The 23,932-nt window shown below is 70.6% G+C and carries 21 protein-coding genes; 8 read left to right on the forward strand and 13 right to left on the reverse strand.

Annotated features, from left to right (window positions below):
• Window positions 1-123 precede the first annotated feature (123 nt).
• On the forward strand, window positions 124-885 hold the full coding sequence (locus ACFV6H_RS22110) for a GntR family transcriptional regulator (RefSeq protein ID WP_384979185.1): 762 nt from the start codon (window positions 124-126) through the stop codon (window positions 883-885).
• Window positions 886-956: 71 nt separating this feature from the next.
• On the opposite strand, the gene ACFV6H_RS22115 is transcribed toward ACFV6H_RS22110, so the two are convergent.
• Window positions 957-1,373 (reverse strand): hypothetical protein, encoded by a 417-nt coding sequence (locus ACFV6H_RS22115; protein ID WP_385544720.1) that lies wholly within the window; start codon window positions 1,371-1,373, stop codon window positions 957-959.
• Window positions 1,374-1,502: 129 nt separating this feature from the next.
• Between ACFV6H_RS22115 and ACFV6H_RS22120 the strand changes: the two genes are divergently transcribed.
• The 4 genes from ACFV6H_RS22120 to ACFV6H_RS22135 all read left to right on the forward strand — a co-directional run bounded on the left by ACFV6H_RS22120 (window position 1,503) and on the right by ACFV6H_RS22135 (window position 4,757).
• Entirely contained in the window at window positions 1,503-2,387 is an 885-nt protein-coding gene (locus tag ACFV6H_RS22120) for a hypothetical protein (protein ID WP_385544723.1), read from the forward strand.
• Window positions 2,388-2,585: 198 nt separating this feature from the next.
• A complete protein-coding gene (locus ACFV6H_RS22125) occupies window positions 2,586-3,197 on the forward strand; it encodes a hypothetical protein (protein WP_385544726.1) in 612 nt (203 codons plus the stop codon).
• Between the two features lie 155 nt (window positions 3,198-3,352).
• Window positions 3,353-4,426, forward strand: a complete 1,074-nt coding sequence (locus ACFV6H_RS22130) for an endonuclease/exonuclease/phosphatase family protein (RefSeq protein ID WP_385544729.1) — start codon at window positions 3,353-3,355, stop codon at window positions 4,424-4,426.
• Window positions 4,427-4,481: 55 nt separating this feature from the next.
• The gene (locus tag ACFV6H_RS22135) at window positions 4,482-4,757 is read left to right on the forward strand and encodes a DUF2630 family protein (RefSeq protein WP_093603098.1); all 276 of its coding nucleotides are present in this window, start codon (window positions 4,482-4,484) and stop codon (window positions 4,755-4,757) included.
• A 141-nt stretch (window positions 4,758-4,898) separates the two neighbouring features.
• Here ACFV6H_RS22135 and ACFV6H_RS22140 read toward each other — a convergent pair whose 3' ends face one another.
• The 3 genes from ACFV6H_RS22140 to ACFV6H_RS22150 all read right to left on the reverse strand — a co-directional run bounded on the left by ACFV6H_RS22140 (window position 4,899) and on the right by ACFV6H_RS22150 (window position 8,294).
• Window positions 4,899-5,333: an ATP-binding protein gene (locus ACFV6H_RS22140; protein ID WP_093603096.1), complete on the reverse strand. Its 435-nt coding sequence runs from the start codon at window positions 5,331-5,333 to the stop codon at window positions 4,899-4,901.
• A gap of 218 nt (window positions 5,334-5,551) precedes the next feature.
• Window positions 5,552-5,965, reverse strand: a complete 414-nt coding sequence (locus ACFV6H_RS22145) for an RNA-binding S4 domain-containing protein (protein WP_385545069.1) — start codon at window positions 5,963-5,965, stop codon at window positions 5,552-5,554.
• A 262-nt stretch (window positions 5,966-6,227) separates the two neighbouring features.
• Window positions 6,228-8,294 carry a PhoX family protein gene (locus ACFV6H_RS22150; RefSeq protein WP_385544734.1) on the reverse strand — a complete coding sequence of 689 codons (2,067 nt, stop codon included), beginning with the start codon at window positions 8,292-8,294 and terminating at the stop codon, window positions 6,228-6,230.
• Window positions 8,295-8,679: 385 nt separating this feature from the next.
• Between ACFV6H_RS22150 and ACFV6H_RS22155 the strand changes: the two genes are divergently transcribed.
• Complete coding sequence (locus ACFV6H_RS22155) at window positions 8,680-10,440, forward strand: VWA domain-containing protein (protein ID WP_385544737.1); 1,761 nt, start codon at window positions 8,680-8,682, stop codon at window positions 10,438-10,440.
• 52 nt (window positions 10,441-10,492) lie between these two features.
• Here ACFV6H_RS22155 and ACFV6H_RS22160 read toward each other — a convergent pair whose 3' ends face one another.
• Both ACFV6H_RS22160 and ACFV6H_RS22165 read right to left on the reverse strand, forming a co-directional pair.
• On the reverse strand, window positions 10,493-11,662 hold the full coding sequence (locus ACFV6H_RS22160) for a sensor histidine kinase (protein ID WP_384979208.1): 1,170 nt from the start codon (window positions 11,660-11,662) through the stop codon (window positions 10,493-10,495).
• Window positions 11,663-11,675: 13 nt separating this feature from the next.
• Window positions 11,676-12,329, reverse strand: coding sequence for a response regulator transcription factor (locus ACFV6H_RS22165; RefSeq protein ID WP_202449718.1), 654 nt, complete (start codon window positions 12,327-12,329; stop codon window positions 11,676-11,678).
• 276 nt (window positions 12,330-12,605) lie between these two features.
• Between ACFV6H_RS22165 and metG the strand changes: the two genes are divergently transcribed.
• Window positions 12,606-14,333, forward strand: a complete 1,728-nt coding sequence (gene metG / locus ACFV6H_RS22170) for a methionine--tRNA ligase (RefSeq protein WP_385544741.1) — start codon at window positions 12,606-12,608, stop codon at window positions 14,331-14,333.
• Between the two features lie 99 nt (window positions 14,334-14,432).
• Here metG and ACFV6H_RS22175 read toward each other — a convergent pair whose 3' ends face one another.
• From ACFV6H_RS22175 to aspS, 4 genes are all read right to left on the reverse strand, one after another.
• Window positions 14,433-15,338 carry a L,D-transpeptidase family protein gene (locus ACFV6H_RS22175; RefSeq protein WP_385544744.1) on the reverse strand — a complete coding sequence of 302 codons (906 nt, stop codon included), beginning with the start codon at window positions 15,336-15,338 and terminating at the stop codon, window positions 14,433-14,435.
• Between the two features lie 13 nt (window positions 15,339-15,351).
• The gene (locus ACFV6H_RS22180; protein WP_385544747.1) at window positions 15,352-16,263 is read right to left on the reverse strand and encodes a hypothetical protein; all 912 of its coding nucleotides are present in this window, start codon (window positions 16,261-16,263) and stop codon (window positions 15,352-15,354) included.
• Window positions 16,256-16,765 (reverse strand): SigE family RNA polymerase sigma factor, encoded by a 510-nt coding sequence (locus ACFV6H_RS22185; RefSeq protein ID WP_384784344.1) that lies wholly within the window; start codon window positions 16,763-16,765, stop codon window positions 16,256-16,258. Before ACFV6H_RS22185 ends, ACFV6H_RS22180 begins: the two co-directional genes overlap by 8 nt.
• 156 nt (window positions 16,766-16,921) lie before the next feature.
• A complete protein-coding gene (gene aspS / locus ACFV6H_RS22190) occupies window positions 16,922-18,694 on the reverse strand; it encodes an aspartate--tRNA ligase (RefSeq protein WP_385544750.1) in 1,773 nt (590 codons plus the stop codon).
• A gap of 188 nt (window positions 18,695-18,882) precedes the next feature.
• Here aspS and ACFV6H_RS22195 point away from each other — a divergent pair, with 188 nt between their 5' ends.
• On the forward strand, window positions 18,883-21,177 hold the full coding sequence (locus ACFV6H_RS22195) for a SpoIIE family protein phosphatase (RefSeq protein ID WP_385544753.1): 2,295 nt from the start codon (window positions 18,883-18,885) through the stop codon (window positions 21,175-21,177).
• Here ACFV6H_RS22195 and ACFV6H_RS22200 read toward each other — a convergent pair.
• The 3 genes from ACFV6H_RS22200 to ACFV6H_RS22210 all read right to left on the reverse strand — a co-directional run bounded on the left by ACFV6H_RS22200 (window position 21,172) and on the right by ACFV6H_RS22210 (window position 23,810).
• On the reverse strand, window positions 21,172-22,215 hold the full coding sequence (locus ACFV6H_RS22200) for an AI-2E family transporter (protein ID WP_384784348.1): 1,044 nt from the start codon (window positions 22,213-22,215) through the stop codon (window positions 21,172-21,174). The genes ACFV6H_RS22195 and ACFV6H_RS22200 overlap by 6 nt on opposite strands.
• A 105-nt stretch (window positions 22,216-22,320) precedes the next feature.
• Window positions 22,321-22,821, reverse strand: a complete 501-nt coding sequence (locus ACFV6H_RS22205) for a helix-turn-helix domain-containing protein (RefSeq protein WP_385544757.1) — start codon at window positions 22,819-22,821, stop codon at window positions 22,321-22,323.
• Window positions 22,822-22,856: 35 nt separating this feature from the next.
• Window positions 22,857-23,810 (reverse strand): pirin family protein, encoded by a 954-nt coding sequence (locus ACFV6H_RS22210; protein ID WP_384979246.1) that lies wholly within the window; start codon window positions 23,808-23,810, stop codon window positions 22,857-22,859.
• Between the last annotated feature and the right edge of the window lie 122 nt (window positions 23,811-23,932).

Consider the following 23,932-nt stretch of genomic DNA (forward strand, 5'->3'; position numbering starts at 1 on the left):
GAACTTCTCTAGAGATGTCAATCGCCATGTCTAGAGAGGTTTGCGATCTCCGGACGTACGCCCGAGATGCGACCCCTCCTTGGTCACCTAGGGTGTCTAGAGAAGCGGGAGGAGGGCTTACGTATGGCCACCAAGGGCGGCGGCGACAGTCGGCCGAAGTATCAGCGCATCGCCGACACGCTCCGGGAGGCGATCGGGGCGGGTGAGTACGGGCCGGGGGCTCGGTTGCCCGGGGAGAACGAGCTCATGGCCATCCACGGCGTGGCGCGGATGACCGCGCGCCAGGCGCTGGGGGTTCTGCAGAGCGAGGGGATCGCCGAGTCCCGCAAGGGGGCCGGTGTGTTCGTACGGTCGTTCCGGCCGTTGAGGCGGCGCGGGATCGAGCGGCTGTCGCACGAGCGGTGGGGCGCCGGGCGTTCGGTCTGGTCCACGGACGTGGAGGACCGGACTCTGGTCGTCGACCAGGTCGATGTGGCCGAGGAGCCCGCGCCGGAGCGGGTCGCGCGTCTGCTGGGCATCGCTCCGGGCGATGCGGTGTGCGTACGGAACCGACGGTTCGTCCTGGAAGGCAAGCCGGTCCTGCTGGCCACGAGCTTCCTGCCCGCAGACCTCGTCGCCGGTTCGGCCATCACGCGTGAGGACACCGGTCCGGGCGGAATCTATGCCCGCCTCGCGGAACTCGGCCACCGGCCGGTGCACTTCAGGGAGGAAGTCCGTTCCCGCATGCCGTCCCAGGACGAGGCGAACCGACTGAGCCTGTCGCCGGGCACACCCGTCATGCTGATCTGCCGGACGGCATTCGCCGACGAGGAACGCCCCGTGGAGGTCAACGAGATGACGCTCGACTCCGCGTCGTACGTACTCGAGTACGACTTCGACGCCTGAGGCCCACGGCGCGGACAGAGAAGAGCCGTTCAGGGCTCGTGCATGTTCAGGGCTCCCGCATAGCTCAGGGCTCAGGGCTCGTGCATATAAAACGCGTAGAACGTGATGATGACCGTGCCCACGGCGAGCGCGAGGCCGATGCCCGAGGACAGGAGGACGCTGTGGCCGGTGAGGCTGTACAGGAAGCCCATGGCGCAGCCGACCAGGGTGCCCCAGGCCGCGGCGCGTAGTTCGCGCATCAGGGAGTGCTGGAAGCGGAGGAGGCCGATGATCAGCAGGGCGAGGAGCGCGCCGGATATCAGGGCCAGGGCGAGCTGTCCGTAGGTGGCCGGGCCGCCGCCGCGGGCGATGTACGCGGCGTAGGCGCCGTAGATGGTGCCCAGCAGAAGCGGTATTCCCAGGCTGGGCGGAGAGAGATGGAACCGTTCCAGCCGTTCCAGTGGGGAGACATGGCGGCGCGTCGGCCGCGTGGGTACCTGAGTGGCCATGGCAGGGCGCTCCTTCCGTCCCCCCGCCTCTCCAGCGCACACCTGCCCGCCGTACCCGTCAACCGCGGCGCTCACCAGGTCGGCGGCGCATGGCTCGCGCCCGGCGCCCGCGCCGCGTTCCCTTGAGGAGTGCGGAGCTATCTCTCCACGGCGCTGATCGTCCTGCTCGCGGTCCTGACCCCGTTGAGCGCGATCGCGGCCTGGGCCGATCTGGAGATCGGCGACACGGGCCGCTTCGTCTCGACGATGACGCCGCTCGCCTCCGACCCGGCCGTGCAGGGCGCCGTCGCCGACCGGGTGACCGACCAGGTCATGACACAGATCGACGTGGGCCCGCTCCAGTCGGGCGTACGCGAGCTGCTGCACGAGGCCGTGCTGTCCTTCTCCACCTCCGCGGCCTTCAAGAACGCGTGGACGACGGCGGCCCGTGCCGCGCACACCACCGCGCAACAGGTCCTCGCCAGCGGGCGCGGCGATGCCGTCACCATCGATCTGGCGCCCGTCACCGAACAGGTGAAACGGCAGTTGATGGCCGACCGGGTGCCGTACGCCGACCGGATCCCGGTACGGCACAGCGAGATCACCGTGCTGAAGGCCAACGGTCTCGGCGTCTGGCGCGATGTGGCCCGCGGGCTCAAGGCGGCCGGTGTCCGGCCGGCCGCGGCGACGCTCGTGCTCGCCGCGGCGGCCCTGCTGCTCGCCGTACGCCGTCGCAGGGCGCTGATCGGCACCGGTCTCGCGTTCGCGGCGGGCGCGGTGGTGCTGGCCGTGGTCGTGGCGGTGGCCCGCGCGACCAGTCTGGGAAATCTGCCGGACAACGGTGACCGCTCGGCCGCCGCGGCCATCTACGACGCGCTCACCGCCTCCCTCCGTACGACGGCCTGGTGGGTCCTCGCGACCGGACTCGCCCTGGCCGCACTCGCCTGGCTCATGGGCCGCCGACGACGAGCACCGCCGGTTCCGCCAGGGCGTACGCCAGTACCGGTGGGCGCGGGGACTCCTGACCGGCCGTGACCCACCATGACCGCGTTCGGCGAGCTACGTGTCCGGCGCGGTGTGGCCGCCGCTCGCTGCCGCCGCCTCCCTGCCATCGCCTCACTGCCATCGCCTCACTGCCGCCGCTCGCTGGGACTTTCCGGGCTTTACTGAATCTTTATACCGATCACCCTCACCCAAATGTCTCTTTTGCTCCATTTGGGGCAGCATGGGGTTATGAGCCAGAACACGACACAGAGGCCCCCCACCACGGGCATGGGCACAGGCACAGGCACTGGAATGGGCACGGGCGCGGGGACCGGCACCGGATACGGCGCGGGAACCGGCGCTCATACGGAAAGAAGGGCCGCCTACGCCGTCGGCGGTAGTTTCTTCGCCGGTGTGTTGATGGTGGTCATGGGAGCGACAGCCATTCTTCAAGGCGCGGCCGCGGTCAGAAGGGACCGGATCCTCCACAGCGTGTCCGGCTACGCCTACGGGTTCAACCTCAGTTCATGGGGCTGGCTGCACATAGCCCTCGGAATCCTGGTCGCCCTCGTGGGACTGGCGATTCTGATGCGTATCCGGCCGGCGCGGTACGCCGGTATAGCGGTCGCCGCGCTGATCCTCGTCTCGCAGTTCATGTATCTGCCGTACCAGCCCGTCTGGGCGGTCGTGGGCATGGCCCTGGCCGCGTGGGTGATCTGGGCGCTGGCCACGGACCGCGGACCGTTCGGCGCGCCGCCGTCATCGGGAGCGGGCGCGGGCGGAACCGGTACCGGTGCCCACACCGGGACAGGAGCCGGTACAGGAGCCGGGACCGGAACCGGAACCGGCAACCGGTTCTAGACTCGGCAACTCGGCAGCCGGATCCGGACAGGGCGTCAACAACCCACTCTCGAACCCCTCGAACCTCGAACCCCGCGAACTCAGCGTGCGTACGTGTCCGTACGTACGCTGAGGCGTGATGTCGTGCGTGCGAGAGCGAGCGAGAGGCCGGACCCTTGGACACCGCGAGCAGCAGAACCGCCGTACGCGACCCGCTCCACGACCAGCCTCCGCCCACCGCACGTCCCGCCCATGAACGGCTGCTGATCTGGGCAACGGGCCTGTCCCTCGCCGCCGCCACCGCACTCGTCGGCTGCCGCGTGATCGGCGTCGACGGTGTCACTCCCGTCCCGCAGCTTCTCGCGTTTCTGCCCTGGTCGCTCGTGCCCATCGGGGTGGCCGCGGTGTTCGCCGTTCTGCTCCGCTGGCGCGGCGGGCTGGTCTGGGCACTGGTGGTGCTGGCCGTGGCGGGACGGTACGGACTGCCGTACGGGCCACAGGCCGCCACTGCCACCACCGCCACCGCCACCGCCACGGAGACGGGAACGGGAACGGAACGCCCGGTCGTCGCGCATCTTGAAGTGCTCACCTCCAACGTCGAGTTCGGGCAGGCGACGCTCGGGCTGATCGAGACGGTCCGCCGCGAGCAGCCGGACGTGGTCTTCGTCCAGGAGTGCGAGTACATCTGCGCCCAGCTCCTCAACGCCCGTATTCCGCGTGCGGACTATCCGTACCGCCATGTCGTCAAGGCCGGTCAGGCCGAGGGCTCGGCGATCCTGTCCGTCCTCCCGCTCACCGATACGGACGGCATCGAGGGCACGCTCTCCATGCCCGGTTCGGAGGCCGTCGTCGGAGGCCGTACGGTCCGGCTCCAGCTCGTCCATCCGCTGCCGCCCGTCCCGGGCGGCGTCGACGCGTGGCGCCGGGAGCTGGACCGTATCCGTACGTACGCCACCGCGCACCGGGACGCTCCGCTCATCCTGGCGGGCGACTTCAACGCCACCCGGGACCACGCCGCCTTCCGGGCCGTCCTCGACGGCGGCGAGCTGCGGGACAGCGCCGCTCTGGCGGGCGCGGGCCGTACGCCGTCCTGGCCCGCCGCCGTTCCCAGGCCGCTGGGCGCGCAGATCGACCATGTACTGATCAGCAAGGACTTCTCCGTACGGCGGGCCCGCTTCCTCGATCTGGCGGACACGGACCACCGGGCGCTGCTCGTCGGACTCGATCTGCACGCGCCCGCGCGACGGTGACCGCGAAGGTGACCGCGAAGGTGCGAGAGGCCGGATACGGCGGGAGGATCGGAATATGAACGCCGGCGGCAGAAACGGCAAGAAGGACAAGAACGACAAGATCCTCGACACCATCGGCTCCCTCGTCGCCGAGGAGCGCTCCCTGCGCGACCGCTCGGCGCGGGACCTCGGGCTCGGCGGCGAGGAACAGGAGCGGCTGCGCGCCGTCGAGGTACAGCTCGACCAGTGCTGGGATCTGCTGCGCCAGCGCCGCGCGAAATCGGAGTTCGGCGAGAATCCGGACGAGGCGGCGGTCCGTCCGCCGAGCGAGGTCGAGGGATACCAGGGCTGACAGGCCGCACCCGTGACCGCCTCCGCCCCTCGTACCCCCGACCGTCACTGCCCTGCGACCGCTTCCGCCCCGCACCCCGCCCCCGTACCCCCGACCGTCTCTCCTCCGCCGCGCCCGCGCGTGGTTCCGGCTCACCGATCCTCACCGATCGGGCACTTTGAGCGTCAGCCAGACCCGCTTCCCGGGCCCTTGCCTGGGCGCCACTCCCCAGTCGTCCGCCAGCGCGGCGACCAGCGCGAGCCCACGCCCGCACTCGTCGTCCAGGCCCGGATCGCGTGGCCTGGGCAGCAGATCCCCGGCGTCCTCGACCTCCACCCTCAGCAGTCCGTCCCCGCGACGCAGGGTGACGGCGATCTCCCGGCCGGGCGGGCTGCCATGGCGCAGCGCATTGGTGACGAGTTCCGACAAAAGGAGGGCGGCGGTCTCGCCCGGCTCCTCCGGCAGGTCGAAGTGCGCGTGCAGAGCCTCGCGTGCGCGGCCCACACTGCGCGGGTGGCTGGGAAGGCGGAACGTCAGGTGCTGGTCGCGCCGGTTGCGATGGTCGTACTGGTCGAGCTGCTCACCGTCGAGGTTCATGGGAAGGACTTTCCCTGAAGTACGGATTTTACTTTCCGTGCAACGGTGATGACTCAAAGGAGTCGGACCGGAAAGTTGGACGAACCCCACAACGGCCTTGGGAGCAACGGGCGTTACGGGAACGGGCCCCCAGAAATTCATCTGCGGTCCACGAACCTCCCGCAGCCCGGCGCGCGCCGACCGGAGCCAAGCCCGCCCGGCCCCAACCCCGGTGCCACTCAGTGCCCGTGCAGCCGGTCCATATCCCTGCGCTCGCGCTTCGTCGGCCGGCCCGTGCCACGGTCACGCAGGGCCACGGGCACCGCCAACTCGCGCGGCGGAGGCGGCGGGCTGTTGTCCACGTAGCACTCCACCGCCACCGGTGCGCCCACCCGCTTCCGTACGGTCCGTGACACCACCACGATCCGCTCGCGTCCCGCGTGCCGCAGCCGGATCTCGTCGCCCGCCTTGACGGAGTACGCGGGCTTGACCCGCTCGCCGTTGACCCGTACATGGCCCGCCCGGCAGGCGGCAGCCGCCTGGGAGCGCGTCTTGGTAAGCCGTACGGACCAGATCCAGCTGTCGACCCGTACGGTCCCGCCGGTCCCGCCGCTCGTCCCCTCACCCGGTACCTCAGAAGCCACAGAAGCCATACCCATACATCGAGAGTAGGCGCCCTACCGCCGTATGGACGGCTCTTGCGGCCCACGAATGCGGCCCACGAAACGGCAAGCGGGGTGACGCCGGTCCGAGACGGCGCCACCCCGCGACTTGCCGGATGGGTTCAGAGGCCGTACGGCTCAAGGGCCGTAGGGCTGGGGCCCGTACGGTTCAAGGGCCCGTAGAGCTGGGGCCGTGCGGCTCAGCGGCCGTACGGTACGTACAGGCGGGCGTCGGTCGGGCGCCGAGGTCCGGTCAGACGCCGATGTCGCCGCCGTCCTTGCGCCAGACGACCACGACCGACGGGCGGACGATCTTGCCCGGTCCGTCCGGCCACGCGCTCGCGGGCTTCTCGACGGTCGCGCCGTCGATCTCGCCCGGGTGCTGCACGGCCACCAGGACACGGCGGTCCTGGACGATCGGGCCACAGGTCTCGGCACCGTTCGGCATGGTCAGGAACTGCTTCAGCTCACCGCGCCGCTCGCCCTGCGTCGCGACACCGAAGAGACCGTCGTGCGTGCCGAGCGCGTTGCCGTCCGTCGAGATCCACAGGTTGCCGTGCGCGTCGAAGGCGACGTTGTCCGGGCAGGAGATGGGGCTGACCTTCTCCTTGGGGAAGCCCGCGAAGTAGGTGGCCGGGTCCTTCGGGTCGCCCGCGACCAGGAAGAGCCGCCAGGCGAAGCCGTCGCCCGCCGGGTCGTCCCAGTTCTCCGCCAGCTCCAGGATGTGGCCGTGCTTGTTGGCGTTACGCGGGTTGGCCTCGTCCGGGCCCGCCTTGCCGGCCTTGCCGCGGTCGGTGTTGTTCGTCAGCGCGACATAGACACGGCCGGTGCGCGGCGACGGCTCGACGTCCTCGGGACGGTCCATCTTGGTGGCGCCGACCTTGTCGCCCGCGAGGCGCGTGAAGATGTACACCTCGTCGGCGGTCATGCCCGGGACGTGCGAGACATCGCCGGTGGCCAGCGGGATCCACACGCCGGAACCGTCGAACTCGCCGTCGTTCGGGAGCTTGCCCGTGCCGTCGATCTCGCCCGCCGGGCTGTCGCCGGTCAGCTTGGCAACGTACAGCGTGCCCTCGTCCAGCAGCGTCAGATTGTGCTGGTGGGCGGCGCGGCTGCTGCCCTTCTTCATCTGCTTCGACGAGACGAACTTGTAGAGGTAGTCGAAGCGCTCGTCGTCGCCCATGTAGACGACCGGACGGCCGTCGGCGGTCAGGCGCGGCTGCGCGGCCTCGTGCTTGAAGCGGCCGAGGGCGGTGCGCTTCTTGGGCGTGGAGTCCGGGTCGTACGGGTCGAGCTCGACCACCCAGCCGTGGCGGTGGGCCTCGTTGGGCTCCTGCTTGAGGTCGAAGCGCTTGTCGAACAGCTCCCACTTGCGCTCGGTGGCGCCGGTGGCGATGCCGTACCGCAGATCGGTGGGGCTGGAGCCGTTGGCGAAGTACTGGTTGAAGTTCTCCTCGCCGTGGAGCGTGGTGCCCCAGGGAGTGGTGCCGCCGGCGCAGTTGTTGAGCGTGCCGAGGACCTTGCTGCCCGTACGGTCGGCGGAGGTGCGCAGGAGCTCGCTGCCCGCGGCCGGGCCGGTGAGCTGGAACTCGCTGGTGACGGTGAGACGGCGGTTCAGCTCGTGGCGGGTGACGGCGGTGAGCTTGCCGCTCTTGCGGTCCTCCTCGACCACGACGACGGAGATGCCGTGGGCGGCCCACGCGATCTCGACCTGCTCGCGGGTCGGCGCGGCGGCGCTGTAGCCCTTGAACATCAGGATCTCGTCGGTGTACTCGTGGTTGGCCACGAGGACCTGACGGCCGCGCTCGCCCTTCAGCGGCAGCAGGCTGAGGAAGTCGTTGTTGTAACCGAACTGGCCGGCCTGGGCCTTGGCGGTCTGCCTGTCCGGGTTGAAGGCCGGCGCACCGCGCAGGATCGGGTCGCCCCAGCGGATGAGCACGCTCTGGCTGTGTCCTGCGGGAATCGTCACCTGGTCGGCGACATTGGGCGCGACGGGAGTGAAGCGGAGGCCGCGGGCGCCGTCCGGGGTGGGCGTGTGGCCGTGGCCCTTGCCGCCGCCGCTCAGCGGCGTCGCGGAGGCGACGGAATCACCGGGACCACCGACGACGACCGCGGTGCCCGCGGCGGCGGCGACGGTCACGACGGCGGCGGCGCGCACCATCGAACGTCTTGACAGGGCACCGGCGATGATGTCGCCGGCGTACTCGTTGTCACTCTTGTTGGGGACCTCGTGGAAACACGCGTCGCCGCAGCGGTAACGGCAGGTCAGGGCGGAACGCCCGCCCGGGTGTGAGTTCAGCAACGGCAGCAGTTTGCGCACTTTCGCCTCCGGTGGATGTGGTGATTCGGCGCGCCCCGCGCCGACATGGCCGACAGGCTGTCGGGATGTCTCGGCCGTGACGGTAGGTGGAACGGCCAGCATGGCGGCGGCGGCACGGTGAACGAAACATGAACGCGGAACGGCCGGGTGGTCGGGAGAGAGTAATGGCGCGCCGGGTGCGGGTGGGGTGCCGGTGGGATACGGGATGCCGGTGCCGTCCTCCCGCACGTTCTCCCCCATACGTGGGGCCCGTGCGGCCCGCGGAGGCCGCCCCGGCCGTGGATCTTCGAGGTGGCCGCTAACCTTACGTATCCGCCCTGGCCAGGGATGCGCCTTTGTCCCCGGTGGCGGACACCGCACCCAACTGATCTGAAAGGCCTCGCCCATGGGCATTCGGAGCTTGCTGCGCAAGGTGTTCGGACGCGACCGTGCGGAGGAGCGTAACGAGCCGGCGGCCTCGGTGCCGTCGCAGACCGCCGGTACGGAGCCGACGGAAGCGGCCGAGGTGACGGCGGCAGCGGGAGCGGCGGCCGACAAGGGCGCGACCGTGCCGGCGCCGGAGCCGGCACCGTCGGCGGAGGCAGCGGCGGCGGACCTGGTGGCCGCGGCCTTCGACAACCCGCGCGCGCCGGAACCGGACCTGAGCGTGCCGCCCCAGATCTCCCGCGCCCACACGCCCGACCCCGAGGAGCCCGCCCTCGCGGCAACGGTCCCGGCCCAAACCTCCACAGAACCGGACCCGATCCCAGAGGCACGGACCCCGGAGCCCGCGCTCGCAGCCGAGGCACCGGCTCTCGTGCCCGAGCCCGTGGCAACGCCCGTGCCGGAGGCGGAGGTTCAGGCCGAGGCGGAGGTAACGGCCGTACCAGAGCCAGAAACCGAGCCCGAGCCCGTGGTTACGCCCGCGCCGGAGGCGGAAGTCACGGCCGTGGCAGAGCCGGAGCCCGCGCTCGCGGCTGAGACCGAGGCATCGGCTCCCGAGCCCGAGGCAACGCCCGCCCCGGAGGCCGAAGTTCCGGCCGTAGCCGAGACCGAGCCCGCGCTCGCGCCCACCGGGGCGCCGCTACCGGACGCCGACGTACCGGCCGTACCCGAGCCGGAGGCCGTACTCACGGCCGAGGCCGAGCCGGAGACGGCGCCCGCCGAGGCCGTGGCAACGCCCGTGCCGGAGGCGGAAGTTCCGGCCGTAGCCGAGCCGCAGCCCGCGCTCGCGGCTGAGCCCGAGGCACCGGCGCCCGTCTCCGTGCCCGTGGCAACGACTGTGCCGGAAGCCGAGGTTCCGGCCGTACCGGAGCCAGAGGCCGTACTCACAGCCGAGGCGGAGCCGGCGGCCGACGCCGAGCCCATCGCAACGCCCGTGCCGGAGGCCGACGTTCCGGCCACGGCCGACACCGAGCCCGTACTCGCGGCCGACGCCGACGACACGTCAGAGCCCGTCCTCGCTGCCGCCGCCGACGGCGACAAGTCGGCCGCTCTCTCCCTCGCTCGCGTCAAGTCCCTTGCTCCTGGACTTGTCCAGCGCTACAAGGCCGCCGGGGCCGCGCTCAAGAAGCTTGGGCTCGGCGGTGAGCGGGCCACCGTGTATCTGGTTCTGGACCGGTCCGGGTCCATGCGGCCGTACTACAAGGACGGCAGCGCCCAGCACCTCGGTGAGCAGGCGCTCGCGCTCTCCGCGCATCTGGACGGCAGCGCGACCGTGCCCGTCGTGTTCTTCTCCACCGAGATCGACGGGACCGGCGAGATCGCCCTCGGCTCGTACGAGGGCAAGGTCGACGAACTGCACGGCTCTCTCGGCCGGATGGGACGTACGCACTACCACTTCGCGGTCGAAGAGGTCGTGGCGCTCCACGAGAAGTCCGGTTCCACCGGGCCCGCGCTGGTGATCTTCCAGACGGACGGCGCGCCCAACGCCGTACGCGCCGCCGAGCAGGCCTTCGCCGACGCCGCCGGGCTGCCGCTCTTCTGGCAGATCGTGGCATTCGGCGAGGAGGACGCCAAGGGCTTCGACTTCGCGCGCAGGCTCGGCGCGGACGCGGCCACCGCGAACGTCGGCTTCCTGCACATGGGCCCCGTTCCGGCCGAGCTGCCGGACGCCACGTTCTACGGTGCGGTGCTCAGCGCCTGGCAGGCCTCCCGCGCAAACTGACCCGCCGCAAACCAGGACGAAGCGAAGCAAACCCCGCTGCCGTCGGCCCGCGTCATCCCGACGCGGCCGGCGGCAGCGTCACGGTGACCGCGAGACCGCCGCCCGCGCCGCCCGGCGCCGCCGTGACCTTCCCGCCGTGCGCCACCGCGATCGAGCGCACGATGGACAGACCGAGCCCCGCGCCACGGCCCATCCGGTCACGGCCCTCACCGCGCCGGAACGGTTCGAACAGCGCCGGGATGTCGTCCTCCGCCACCACGGGCCCGGTGTTCCGCACCACCAGCGCCGTGCCGCTGACCTCGACGTCCACCGTCCCGTCGGGCACGTTGTACGTCACCGCGTTGGCCAGCAGATTGCCCACGAGCTGACCGAGCAGCAGCCGGTTTCCGCGTACGATCTCGGCGCCGGCCACCGACACGGCTCCGTCCAGGCCGAAGCGCGCCGCCTCCTCCGTCACCGCCTCGCCCAGATCGACCAGCTCCTGGTCGTCCACCTCGCGCTCGCTGCGCGCCAGCACCAGCAGCCCTTCGATGAGCTGTTCGCTGCGCCGGTTGTTGTCCAGCAACGTCTGCTTCGTACGGGCCAGTTCGTCCGGCGTGCACATGTCGTCGAGACCGACCTGGATCGCGGTCCGCTGCGTCGCCAGCGGCGTCCGCAGCTCGTGCGAGGCGTTGGCGATGAACCGGCGCTGGCTGTCGAAGGCCTTCTCCAGCCGCGCCAGCAGCGCGTCCAGCGTGTCGCCGAGCTCCTTCAGCTCGTCGTCGGGACCGCTCGCGCCGATCCGCTCGTGGAGATTGTGCTCGGAGAGCCGGCGGGCCTTCGCCGTCATCGTGTGCACCGGCCGCAGCACCCGTCCCGCCGTCCACCAGCCGACCACCACCGCGCACGCCGCCATCACCAGCAGCGCGGCGACCGACCAGAAGAGCATCTCGTCCGAGGCCGCGTCGGTGACATTGTCGGTGAGCCGGTAGACGGTGATGGGCGCGATCCGCTGCTCGCTGATCAGTCCGCGCACCGAGGTGACCGGCAGCGCGGGCGCCACCTGGGCGGGAACCACCCGGGCGACCATCTCCTGCGCCTCGTTCTGGGTGCCCGCGCCGGCGAGCAGATTGACGACGGTGAGCAGACAGCCGCCGAGGACGACGAAGACACCGCCGTACACCAGCGCTATCCGCGTACGGATGGTGGAGCGAGGAGCCAGCTGGAGCGCGGTCGTCTTCACAGCGCGTATCCCATCACAGCGCGTATCCCACACCCTGGACCGTGCGGATGAGAGGAGGTTCGCCGAGTTTGGCCCGTAGCTTGCTCAGACAGACGCGTACCGCTCCGGTGAACGGATCCGCGTGCGCGTCCCAGGCCCGCTCCAGCAGCTCCTCGGCCGAGACCGGCGCGCCGTCCGCCTCCAGCAGGATCTGGAGCACCGAGAACTCCTTGGGCGAGAGATCCAGCGCCCGCCCGTCCCGCGAGGCCGTCCGCCGTACGGAGTCGAGCCGTACGCCGTGCCGCTCCAGCAGCGGCGGTACGGGCCTGGCGCTGCGCCGCCGCAGGGCACGCACCCGGGAGACCAGCTCCGGGAAGTCGAAGGGCTTGCCCAGATAGTCGTCGGCGCCCAGGTCGAGCCCTTCGACGCGGTCCTCCATGGACGCGGACGCGGTGAGCATCAGAATGCGCGTACGGGACGACTCGGCGACCAGCTTGCGCGCGACGTCGTCGCCGTGGACCCGGGGCAGATCGCGGTCGAGTACGACGACGTCGTAGTCGTGCAGTCCGAGATAGGCGAGGGCCGCGTCCCCGCTGTACACGGTGTCGACGGCGAATCCCGCGCGCCGCAGTCCGGTCGCCACCAGTTCGGCGAGGACCTCCTCGTCCTCGGCGACCAGTACCCGCATGCTGTCGTCCCTCGCCTCGTGCCCTGCCTCGTGCATGATGCCCTTCTCCTCCCAGGATGGGCCTGTCTACGGCACGGGGTGTTTCGCAAAGCTCTCCGCGTGCTCTCCGCGTGCTCTCCGCGTACCGGCACCCGCCTCCACGCGCTCCCTGCCGCCGGCCCCAGCCCTGGCCCCGCCCCCATAAGTCGGGCGACTCGTGTCCGAACGGTCGGATACGATATTGACATTCCGTAGACCAATCGGTCACTCCATGTAGCGACTTGGGAGCAGCCCGCAATGGCTCGACACCTCATCACCAGCGCCCTTCCGTACATCAACGGGATCAAGCACCTGGGCAACATGGTGGGGTCCATGCTCCCGGCGGACGTGTACGCCAGGTACCTCCGCCAGCGCGACCATGACGTCCTCTACATCTGCGCCACCGACGAGCACGGCACGCCCGCCGAGCTCGCCGCGAAGGAGGCGGGCGTTCCGGTCGATGTCTTCTGCGCCGAGCAGCATGACGCCCAGAAGGCGATCTATGACGGCTTCGAGCTGAGGTTCGACTACTTCGGCCGCAGCTCGTCCGCGGAGAACCGCGAGATCACCCAGCACTTCGCGCGCAGGCTGAAGGAGAACGGCTTCATCGAGGAGCGGGCCATCCGCCAAGTCTTCTCGGTCGCCGACGACCGCTTCCTCCCGGACCGCTATATCGTCGGCACCTGCCCGCACTGCGGTTACGACAGGGCGCGCGGCGACCAGTGCGAGAACTGCACGCGCGTGCTGGACCCGACCGATCTGATCGAGCCGCGCTCGGTGATCAGCGGCAGCAGCGAGCTGGAGATCCGCGAGACCAAGCATCTCTTCCTGCTCCAGTCGAAGCTGGCGGGCGAGGTCGAGGCCTGGATCGACGAGAACGGCGCGGAGTGGCCGCAGCTCGCCTCGTCCATCGCGCGCAAGTGGCTGACCGAGGGCCTGCACGACCGCGCGATCACGCGCGACCTGGACTGGGGCGTACCGGTCCCGGCCGACGCCTGGCCGGAGCTGGCCGCCGAGGGCAAGGTCTTCTACGTCTGGTTCGACGCGCCGATCGAGTACATCGGCGCGACGAAGGAGTGGGCGGACGCCGCCGCGGACGGCGAGATCCGCGACTGGAAGTCGTGGTGGTACGAGGCCGACGACACCGTCCGCTACACCGAGTTCATGGCCAAGGACAATGTCCCGTTCCACACGGTGATGTTCCCGGCCACCGAGCTCGGCACGCGTGAGCCCTGGAAGAAGGTCGACTACGTCAAGGCCTTCAACTGGCTGAACTACTACGGCGGCAAGTTCTCCACCTCGCAGAAGCGAGGCGTCTTCACCGATGCCGCGCTGGATCTGCTGCCCGCCGACTACTGGCGCTATTTCCTGATCGCGAACGCGCCCGAGTCGGACGACACGTCCTTCTCCTGGGAGCACTTCACGGCGACGGTCAACAAGGACCTCGCCGACACCCTCGGCAATTTCGTCAACCGCGTGCTGTCCTTCTCGCGCAAGCGCTTCGGCGACGCCGTGCCCGCGGGCAAGGCGGCCGGCGAGGCGGAGGCGAAGCTCGGCCAGGAGATCGCGCGGCTGCTCGCGGAGTACGAGAGCCAGCTGGAGTCGCTCCAGTTCCGCAAGGCGGCGGCGGCGCTGCGCGCCCTGTGGTCCGCGGGCAACTCGTATCTGGAGGAGAAGGCGCCCTGGCTGGAGATCAAGACGGACGAGGAGGGCGCCGCGCTCACACTCCGTACGGCGATGAACCTGATCCATCTGTACGCGGTGGTCTCCGAGCCGTTCATCCCGGCCTCCGCCAGGGCCATGCGCGAGGCGTTCGCGCTGACGGACGACACCGCGAGCTGGGTGACGGCCGAGGAGGCGCGGTCCCTGACGGCGGTCCCGGCCGGTACGGCGTTCGCGGTGCCGCCGGTGCTCTTCGCCAAGATCACCGACGAGGATCTGGCGGCGTACAAGGAGCGCTTCGGCGGCGAGGAGCCGGCCGCGTAGTCGCGCAGTCGCGCAGTACGGCACGGCATACGAAGGGTCCGGGACGCGTCGCTCCCGGGCCCTCAGCCATGGATATGGGCCATGCGTCACAGGCTCAGCTCACAGGCTCAGCGAGGCCGCGTCGCCCATCACCACCACCGGCCGCTTCGCCGGATCGAGCGTGCGCAGCAGCTCCTTCATACGCTCGCGCGGCAGGGCGACACAGCCCTGGGTGGGACCGCCGTGGTCCACATGGAGCCAGATACCGCCGCCCTTCTCCTGGCCGAGCGGCCGGGTCCAGTCGAGCGGAGTGGTACCGGGCACCCGGTTGTAGTTGATCGCGACCACATAGTCGAAGGTCCCTTCGAGCGACTCGCCCTCGAAACCGGTGCCCTCCGCCTCGAAGGCGCGCCCTCGGTCGTACGGGAGCTTCGAGCCCGGATCGGGCAGTTTGCCGCCCGCGTCGGTCAGATCGAACACTCCGATGGGCGAACGCAGATCTCCCTCGACATGGTCGTCGGTCCAGCCTTCCCGGGCGTTGTGCGCGGGCCACTCGTCGGTGACGCGCCGCCAGCCGGTGACCGGGTCCCGCTCGTAGACCGTGACGACGGACCGGTCCGAGTCCATGTCGTCACCTCGCACCACCACGGCCTGATTGGCCGTCTGAGGAATCTGGGCGCGGGTCTCGGGACCGAGGCCGGAGATCTCCTGCGGCTCGACGGTCTGCGCCTCGGGCGCGGACCGGCCCGTGCTGCCCGCGGAGCCGGTGGTGCCCGCGGAGCCGGTGGTGCCGGTGGTGCCGGCGGTGTCCTTGCTCTCCGTGGCCGTCCCGCCCGGCGCGGCCGTCCCGCCCGGCGCGGAGCCGACGTTGTCGGCGGTGTCCGCGGTGCCCGCACAGCCGGTGAGCAGCAGGCCGGTGACCAGCAGCGCGACGACCGGCAACGCGGCAATCGGCAACGCGGCCACGGACCGCGCGGCTACCGGCCGCGGTCCGCTGCGCGCGGGACGGAGAGAGCGGACGGACATAGGCGGGCCTCTTTCATTTCTCGTTCAGGGGACGCTCGGCGGTTGCCGTCGGCGGCGGAGCAGCCGGGGGAGTCGTCACGGTTCCCTTGCCGAAGTCTGCGCCGGTGACCATCGCCCTGACGTCCTCGACGGTTCCCGGCGCGTCGCCGGAGACACAGAGAGTGACGGCTACGGCCGTGACGGGAGCGGGCGTACCGCCGAGCAGACCGGCGTACTCGCTGGTGCCGCGAAGAGCGCGGCAGGCCTCGGACGGTTCGACGGACGCGTACAGCTCCGGAGGCCGCTGGATCTTGCCCGACATGTCCATCCCGCTCATGGGCGTGAGAGTGAGCAGGGCGCCGCCGCGGGCGAGCGCCTTGAGCGGCAGGCAGGCGTCCTTCGTCCTCATAGGGCAGGGCTGTCCCGCTCTGTATACGGTCAGCGGCTCGGACGAGGCGTAGCCCCGGGCCGCCAGCTTGAGCTTGCCGTCGTCGGGCATGTCCACCGCCTGCCAGTTCTCGGGCAGCTGCAAGGTCAGACCGGCCACATGCTCGAACCGGAACAGAGATCCGGGCGCGGGCGGCCTCCGGCTCGGTGCCCGGTCCGGGCTTTCGGTGGAGCCCTGGCTCGCGGTCAGATCCCGCCGTTCGGTCACCGAGGGCCCTGGTGCTGCGGGCGGCAGCGACTCGGGGCCGCCGCGCAGGGCACCAGGAAGGAACGTTCCGGCCAGCATGAGCCCGGTCACAGCCGCCGCGGCGGCTCCTCCCGTACGGCGTCGGCGCCGCGCCCGGCGGACCCGCTCCCGTACACGGCTCAGCCGCTCCTCCGGAGCGGGCAGCCTGGGCACGGCCCGTTCCAGCAGGATCCGCAGCTCCTGCTCGTCCTCGTGCTCGTGCTCGTGTACGGCCCCGGCGTCGGCGCCGGGCTCGCGCGTCGGCTCACCCAAGGCGCTCACCGCCCGCCACCGACGCGGGCAGCGCCGCCCGCAGGGAACGCAGCGCCCGCGCCGACTGGCTCTTCACGGTGCCCGGAGAACAGCCCAAGGTCTCGGCGGTGTCCTCGACGCTCAGATCCTCGAAGTACCGCAGCACGACCACCGCGCGCTGCCGCACGGGCAGCGCCCGTACAGCGGCGGCGAGCGACTGCTCCAGGTCGACATGCGCGTACGCGTCGACGGTCCCGGCCGTCTCCGGCAGCTCTCCGTACGGCAGCTCGCCGCGCCACCGCCGCCGCCACCAGGACGCGTGCAGATGTACCAGCGCCTTGCGCACATACGCCTCCGGCCGGTCCCCGGAGATACGCGACCACTTCGGCCACACCTTCGCCAGGGTGCTCTGGAGCAGATCCTCCGCCAGATACGCGTCGCCGGTCAGCAGCCACGCCACCCGCAGCAGTCGCGGTCCCCGGGCGGCGACGAACGCCTCGAAGTCGCCCTCGCCCGGATCCATCGTCGCGCCCCCGCCGTCCTGTTCGGTTTCCCACGCCTGTGAAACGCGCCGGCGCACCGATCGGGTTGCATCGGGAAGAGAAGCCGCCCGGACAAGAAGGAGAGGCCCGGAACCGAATGGTCCCGGGCCTCCCCCCTTGCTGTGCTACCTGCCGGGCTACTCGCCGGACTTGGCGACCGGCTTGCGCAGCGCGATGTTCAGCTCCCGCAGACGCGACTCCGCCAGCTCCGTCGGCGCGCCCATCATCAGGTCCTGGGCGTTGCCGTTGAGCGGGAAGGCGATCGTCTCGCGGATGTTCGGCTCGTCGGCCAGCAGCATGACGATACGGTCCACGCCCGGCGCGATCCCGCCGTGCGGCGGCGCACCGAGACGGAAGGCACGGAGCATGCCGGCGAACTCGTGCTCGACGGTCTCGCGGTCGTAACCGGCGATCTCGAAGGCCTTGATCATGACCTCGGGCTCATGGTTCCTGATCGCGCCGGAGGAGAGCTCGATGCCGTTGCAGACGATGTCGTACTGCCAGGCGAGGATGTCCAGCGGGTCCTTGGTCTCCAGATCGGCCAGCCCGCCCTGAGGCATCGAGAACGGGTTGTGCGAGAAGTCGATCTTCCCGGTCTCCTCGTCCTTCTCGTACATCGGGAAGTCGACGATCCAGCAGAACCGGAAGACGCCCTCCTCGAAGTGCCCGGACCGCTTGGCCGCCTCGACGCGGACCGCGCTCATGATCTTGGAGACCTCGTCGTACTCGCCCGCGCCGAAGAAGACGGCATGGCCGGGCACGAGAGCGAGACGCTCGGTGAGGACCTTGACGTTCTCCTCGGTGAGGAACTTGGCGATCGGGCCGCTCAGCGCGCCGTCCTCGCCGACCCGCACCCAGGCCAGGCCCTTCGCGCCGTGCTCGACGGCGAACTCGCCGAGCCCGTCGAAGAACTTCCGCGGCTGCCCGGCGGTGTCCGGGACCGGCAGCGCGCGTACGTGCTTGTCCGCGAACGCCTTGAACTCGGAGCCCTCGAAGACGTCCGAGATGTCGGCCAGCTCCAGCTGGGCCCGCAGATCCGGCTTGTCGTTGCCGTACTTCAGCATCGACTCGCGGAACGGGATCCTCGGGAACGGCGAGGTGACATGACGGCCGCCGCCGAACTCCTCGAACAGCTCGGTCATCAGCTTCTCGATCGGGCGGAAGACATCCTCCTGCTCGACAAAGCTCATCTCGACATCGAGCTGGTAGAACTCGCCGGGCGAGCGGTCGGCGCGGGCGTCCTCGTCGCGGAAGCACGGCGCGATCTGGAAGTAGCGGTCGAAGCCCGAGATCATCAGGAGCTGCTTGAACTGCTGCGGCGCCTGCGGCAGCGCGTAGAACCTGCCCGGGTTGAGCCGGGAGGGCACCACGAAGTCACGGGCGCCCTCGGGAGAGGTCGCGGTGAGGATCGGGGTGGCCATCTCGTTGAAGCCGAGCGCGGTCATCTTGTGCCGGATCGCCGAGATCACGGCCGTACGCAGCATGATGTTGCGGTGCATGCGCTCACGGCGCAGATCGAGGAAGCGGTACTCCAGGCGCCGCTCCTCGTTGACGCCGTCCTCGGCGTTGACCGTGAACGGCAGCGGGCCCGCCGCGCCAAGGATCTCGACCTCGGAGACCTCGATCTCGATCTCGCCGGTCGGCAGCTCCGGGTTGACGTTCTCCGCACCGCGCGCGGAGACCGTGCCGTCGATCCGGACGACGGTCTCCTTGGTGAGCCTGGACAGCTCCTCGTTGGCGGCGGTGCCGGGCCGGGCGACGAGCTGGACCAGTCCGTAGTGGTCACGGAGATCGATGAAGAGGATGCCGCCCAGGTCTCGGCGATTGTGCAGCCAGCCGCTCAGCCGGACGTCGGTGCCGACGTCAGAGGAGCGGAGCTCGCCGCAGGTGTGGGACCTGTACCGATGCATCGTCGTTTCATCCAGTCTTAGCGGGTCGGAGTCTTAGCGGGTCGGAGGTGGCCTCGTCATGCAGTCCTCGTTATGCGGTACTGCCACAAGAGAGGTTACCGCCCGGCCGCCCGGCCCCCCGGCCGCCCGCCCGGCCACTCCGCGCTCCTCGGTGGCGTCCACTCCTCAGATATTCATAAAGTGGGACAATGCGCACCGAGGATGTCCTGTCCGCGATCGCGACCGGTCTGTGGCGCTGGGACAACGCCTCCGGAACGGTCACCTTCGACGCGGAGGCGGCCCGGCTGCTCGGGCTGCCCGCCGAGCCCGTGGTGCTCACGCTGGCCGCGGCACGCGCCCGGTTCCATCCGGTCGACTGGATCGAGATCAACAGCATCGTCCATCTCGCGATCGCCGAGCACACGCTCGCCGAGGCCCGGCTGCGGATCATGGACGAGAACGGCAGGGTGCTCCGTACCGTACGGTCCCGGGCCAGGACGGTCGTCAGGCGCGAGCCCGAGGGCCCGCCGTACGTCGAGCTGTACGGCACGATCCAGGAGGTCGCGGAGGTACGGCCGGGAACCGCCGTCGAGGGCAGCTCGGTCACCGGCGACTGGCGCCGCTCCCGCGAGGCCTTCCTGCTCGACGCGGGCCGCGCGCTGGCCGAGGCCCGTTCGACCGCCGAGGTGCTGCGCGTCGCCGCGTCCCTGTCCATGCCGGGCTTCTCGCCGGACGGTCTCGCGGTCTTCGGTGTCTCCGGCGAGCGGCTGACGATCATCGGCCACCACGGGCACGATCCCGGGGACGCGGCTCCCTTCGAGGACATGCGGGTGAACACGGACTATCCGGCGGCCGAGGTCGTACGGAACGGGCGGGCCATCTATCTGTCGTCACCGGAGGCGTACAGGAGCCGCTATCCGGCCGCCTGGCAGTATGTGCGGCGCTTCGAGCGGCGCTCGTGGGCCTATCTGCCGCTGGTCGCGTCCGGGCGCACGCTGGGCTGCTGGATGGCCGGGTTCAAGCACCGGGTCGCGTTCTCGCCCGACGAGCGGTCCGTGCTGACGACGGTGGCGCGGATGCTGGCGCAGGCGCTGGCCCGTGCCTCTCTCGCCGAGACCGAGCGTGAGCTGTCGCTGGGCCTCCAGCGCACGATGATGCCGACGCTCGGTCCTGAGATCCCGGGGATGACGGTGGCGGCGCGGTATGTGCCGACCGGTGGCGGGCTCCAGATCGGCGGCGACTGGTACGACATGATCCCGCTGCCGGGCGGAACGGCGCAGTCCGACGGCGGCGCAGGCCGGGGTTCCGGCGTCCGTGGCGGGCGGGGCTCCGGCGGACGGTCCTCCGGCGGACGGGGCCGGGGCGGCGGCGGCCGGTTCGCGCTGGTCATCGGGGACGTCCAGGGCCATGACGTACGGGCGGCCGGGCTGATGGGCCAGCTCCGGGTGGCCCTGCGCGCGTACGCCTCCGAGAGCCACCGGCCCGACGCCGTACTCTCCCGTGCCTCCCGCTTCCTCGCCGGGCTCCAGCACTATCCGGGACCGGGCCGCAGCGCCGCAGGTGCGCCCGCGGAGCTCAGCGAGGACGAGTACTCGCTCAGCAGCCCGCGCTTCGCGACCTGTCTCTATCTGGAGGTCGATCCGGAGTCCGGCACGCTCGACATCGCCCGCGCCGGCCATCCCGATCCGGTGATCCGTACGTCCGACGGGACGGCGGTCGTACGGCAGACGGCGGGCGGGCTGCCGCTCGGGATCGAGGCGGACTCCGACTATCCGACGACCAGGCTCGATCTGGAGCCCGGCGAGACGCTGATGCTCTGCACGGACGGGCTGATCGAGACCGGCGGACACGATCTCGCGACCGGCTGGGCGCGGCTGCGGCCCGTCCTGGAGGAGGACGGCGGCGAATCGCTGGAGAAGCTCGCCGACGCGCTGGTCCAGGCCGTACACGGGCCCACCTCGCACTACACGACCGGGCCGCTCGCGGACCGCCGCGAGGACGACATCGCGCTGCTGCTGCTCTCCCGTGACCGGGCGCCGGCCCGTGGCGTGCACAGGACGACACGGCGGACCGCGCTGACCGTCGCGCAGGCCGAGCCGGAGCGGGTCGCGGGCGCGCGTCGGCAGGTGCGCGATCTGCTGCACGACTGGGCGTCCGGCGAACAGATCGACTCCGCGGAGCTGATGGTCTCCGAGATGCTCACCAATGTGCTGGTCCACACGGACAACGACGCGCTGCTGCTCGCCGAGGCGATCGGCGAGCAGGGCAACCGCCGGCTGCGGGTCGAGGTCGCGGACACCAGCGACGAACTGCCGCACCGCAGGCGGCCGGGCGAGCTGGCGTCCAGCGGGCGGGGGCTGGTGCTGATGGAGATGCTGGCGGACGCGTGGGGCGTGGATCCGCGCGGCGAGGGCAAGTCGATCTGGTTCGAGCTGTACGAGTGCGGGAACGAGAGCCCGGACGGGGCGGCAGCCGTATCGGAGGTGTCCGAAACGCCCCTATGAGGCGGGGCCGTAACGGGTCCGCAGCTCGGAGAACACGCCGAACACCGCGGCCGTCAGCGGTACGGCGAGCAGTATGCCCAGAATCCCGGCGACGCTGGCGCCCGCCGTGATGGCCAGTATCACCACGGCCGGATGCATCTGCACCGTACGGCTCTGAATCATCGGCTGGAGCACATGGCCCTCCAGCACCTGTACGGCGAGGACCACGCCGAGCGCCCAGAGCCCGGTCACCCAGCCGCGGTCCGCGAGGGCGACCAGCACGGCGACGGTGCCGGAGAGAAAGGCGCCGAGATACGGGATGTACGCGCCGACGAAGACCAGCGCGCCCAGCCCGACGGCGCCGGGCACACCGAGAAACAGCAGGCCGATGGTGATACAGACCGCGTCGATGAGGGCGATGACGGTGGTGCCGCGCATAAAGCCCTCGACGGCCTCGAACGCGCGGCGCGCCATGGCCTCGACGGCCTCGCCGGTCTCGCTCGGGGCGAACGACCGCAGGGAGTCGGCCACCTTGTGGGAGTCCCGCAGGAAGAAGAACATCAGCAGCAGCGCGAGCACGGCGGTGGCGATCAGCTCACCGACGACGCTGATACCGGTGAGCACGCCGGAGGCGGCGGTGGCGCCGAACTTCCCGAGCAGGGACTTGGCGTGGCCCGCCACATCGTCCAGCGAGGTGCCTGCCGCGCCGAAGTGCCTGCTGAGATCCTTCCCGGCCTGCTTGAGCGAGGAGACGATCTGGTCGCCGCTGTCCACCAGCGCGCTGACGACGATATATCCGGCTCCGCCGACCACGGCCACGACGGCGACACAGGTCAGCCCGGCGGCGAGCGACCGGTTGAGCCGCATCGCGAGCAGCCGCCGGTAGAACGGGCCGAGCAGCGCGGTGCCGAGGATGGCGAGCAGTACGGGCGTGACGGCGGTCTTGAAGGTGATGGTCAGCCAGATCCCCACGGCCCCGACCCCGGACACCACCAGCGCCACCGCACACCAGGCGGCGAGGCGTCGGGCGCTCTCCGGGAGGACGGACGGCGAAAACATCTCCACCCCTCCACCCGACCACGCCCCACCCCCCTTGTCCCCCGCACCTACGCCACCCGGCCCACACACCGCCCGCCCGCGCGGACCGCAGCGAGCTGCCGGGTGTCAGCCGACGCGCAGTTGGCGGTCACCGAAGTCGGCGACCAGTTGGAGCGTGCCGCCCAGGGCTTCGACGTACGCGGCGATCGTCGCCAGCTCCGAGCGTCCCAGCTCGCCTCGCTCGAAACGGGACACGTTGGACTGGGTCGTGCCCATCGCCTTGGCGACATCGGTCTGCGTCAGCGCCTGCTCCTCACGGATCTCGGCGAGACGGTAGGCACGGATCCGGCTCTCCATCTCCGCACGGATCGTGGCCTTCCGCTCATCGCTGATCCGGGTGCCGTTCGCCTCATGGACGGCGGCGGCTTCGGCCTTGGTGTCCTTCCAGTTGTGCATGATCAGTCCTCTCCAGCTGCTCACGCGTTCGCGTCTCCGGTATACAGACTGCCCGGCGGACCGCTGGGCCCGGTACCGGTCGAGCAGGCCGCCGACCTCGTCGGCAGCCTGGACCTGCTCGTCCATACCTGGGACCTGGCCCGCGCGGCGGGCGTCGACGAGACGCTCCACCCCGAACCCGTCGGCCGGCGGCCCTGCGCCGGGTGTTACGCGTTCGCCGCCGGGACCGTGCCCAGGCGGCCGGCCTGGAAGTCCTCGAAGGCCTGCTGGAGCTCCGCGTGGCTGTTCATCACGAACGGGCCGTAGTGCGCCATCGGCTCGCGGATCGGACGGCCGCCGAGCAGTACGACCTCCAGGTCGGGCGTGTTCGAGTCCTGGGACTCGTCGGCCCGTACCGTCAGTGAGCCGCCCGCGCCGAAGACCGCCGTCTGGCCCATGTGGAACGGCCGCCGGCCGGTGCCCGCAGAGCCGCGGCCCGCCAGCACATACGCGAGACCGTTGAACTCCTCCCGCCACGGCAGCGTCACCTCCGCGCCCGGCCGCAGCGTCGCGTGGATCATCGTGATCGGCGTGTGCGTGATGCCGGGCCCCTGGTGTCCGTCCAGCTCACCCGCGATCACCCGGAGCAGCGCGCCGCCGTCGGGCGAGGTCAGGAGCTGGACCTGACCGCCGCGGATGTCCTGGTACCTGGGGTCCATCATCTTGTCGGACGCCGGCAGGTTCACCCACAGCTGGAGCCCGTGGAAGAGCCCGCCGGACATCACCAGCGACTCCGGCGGAGCCTCGATGTGCAGCAGCCCCGAGCCCGCCGTCATCCACTGGGTGTCACCGTTCTGGATGGTCCCGCCGCCACCGTTGCTGTCCTGGTGAATGAAGGTTCCGTCGATGAGATACGTGACGGTCTCGAAGCCGCGGTGCGGGTGCCACGGCGTGCCCTTGGGCTCGCCCGGCGCGTAATCCACCTCACCCATCTGGTCCATCATGATGAACGGGTCGAGGTGCTGGTAGTTGATCCCCGCGAACGCGCGCCGCACCGGGAAGCCCTCGCCCTCGAATCCGCTGGGCGCGGTCGTGACGGTGAGTACGGGACGGGCCACGGCGTCGGCCGGAGCCGCCACCCGGGGCAGGGTCAGCGGGTTTTCGACGGTCACAGCGGGCATGAGGGCCTCCTCGGTTTGTCCTGCCTCAATTTAGTTGAACGGTGAACATCTAGCAAGGCCCACTTCATTCCCGCCCGGTCCCGGCCACCGCCGGACCGGCCCGCCGCGCACACGACTGAGGC

Source organism: Streptomyces sp. NPDC059743, assembly GCF_042732975.1.
GTDB lineage: Bacteria > Actinomycetota > Actinomycetes > Streptomycetales > Streptomycetaceae > Streptomyces.

Excerpts from the sequence above, each read along its gene's own strand:
- ACFV6H_RS22110 (WP_384979185.1), top strand. The coding sequence starts at position 124 with ATGGCCACCAAGGGCGGCGGCGACAGTCGGCCGAAGTATCAGCGCATC.
- ACFV6H_RS22115 (WP_385544720.1), bottom strand. The coding sequence starts at position 1,373 with ATGGCCACTCAGGTACCCACGCGGCCGACGCGCCGCCATGTCTCCCCA.
- ACFV6H_RS22125 (WP_385544726.1), top strand. The coding sequence starts at position 2,586 with ATGAGCCAGAACACGACACAGAGGCCCCCCACCACGGGCATGGGCACA.
- ACFV6H_RS22135 (WP_093603098.1), top strand. The coding sequence starts at position 4,482 with ATGAACGCCGGCGGCAGAAACGGCAAGAAGGACAAGAACGACAAGATC.
- ACFV6H_RS22140 (WP_093603096.1), bottom strand. The coding sequence starts at position 5,333 with ATGAACCTCGACGGTGAGCAGCTCGACCAGTACGACCATCGCAACCGG.
- ACFV6H_RS22145 (WP_385545069.1), bottom strand. The coding sequence starts at position 5,965 with ATGGCTTCTGTGGCTTCTGAGGTACCGGGTGAGGGGACGAGCGGCGGG.
- ACFV6H_RS22155 (WP_385544737.1), top strand. The coding sequence starts at position 8,680 with ATGGGCATTCGGAGCTTGCTGCGCAAGGTGTTCGGACGCGACCGTGCG.
- ACFV6H_RS22165 (WP_202449718.1), bottom strand. The coding sequence starts at position 12,329 with ATGCGGGTACTGGTCGCCGAGGACGAGGAGGTCCTCGCCGAACTGGTG.
- metG (WP_385544741.1), top strand. The coding sequence starts at position 12,606 with ATGGCTCGACACCTCATCACCAGCGCCCTTCCGTACATCAACGGGATC.
- ACFV6H_RS22175 (WP_385544744.1), bottom strand. The coding sequence starts at position 15,338 with ATGTCCGTCCGCTCTCTCCGTCCCGCGCGCAGCGGACCGCGGCCGGTA.
- ACFV6H_RS22185 (WP_384784344.1), bottom strand. The coding sequence starts at position 16,765 with ATGGATCCGGGCGAGGGCGACTTCGAGGCGTTCGTCGCCGCCCGGGGA.
- aspS (WP_385544750.1), bottom strand. The coding sequence starts at position 18,694 with ATGCATCGGTACAGGTCCCACACCTGCGGCGAGCTCCGCTCCTCTGAC.
- ACFV6H_RS22195 (WP_385544753.1), top strand. The coding sequence starts at position 18,883 with ATGCGCACCGAGGATGTCCTGTCCGCGATCGCGACCGGTCTGTGGCGC.
- ACFV6H_RS22200 (WP_384784348.1), bottom strand. The coding sequence starts at position 22,215 with ATGTTTTCGCCGTCCGTCCTCCCGGAGAGCGCCCGACGCCTCGCCGCC.
- ACFV6H_RS22210 (WP_384979246.1), bottom strand. The coding sequence starts at position 23,810 with ATGCCCGCTGTGACCGTCGAAAACCCGCTGACCCTGCCCCGGGTGGCG.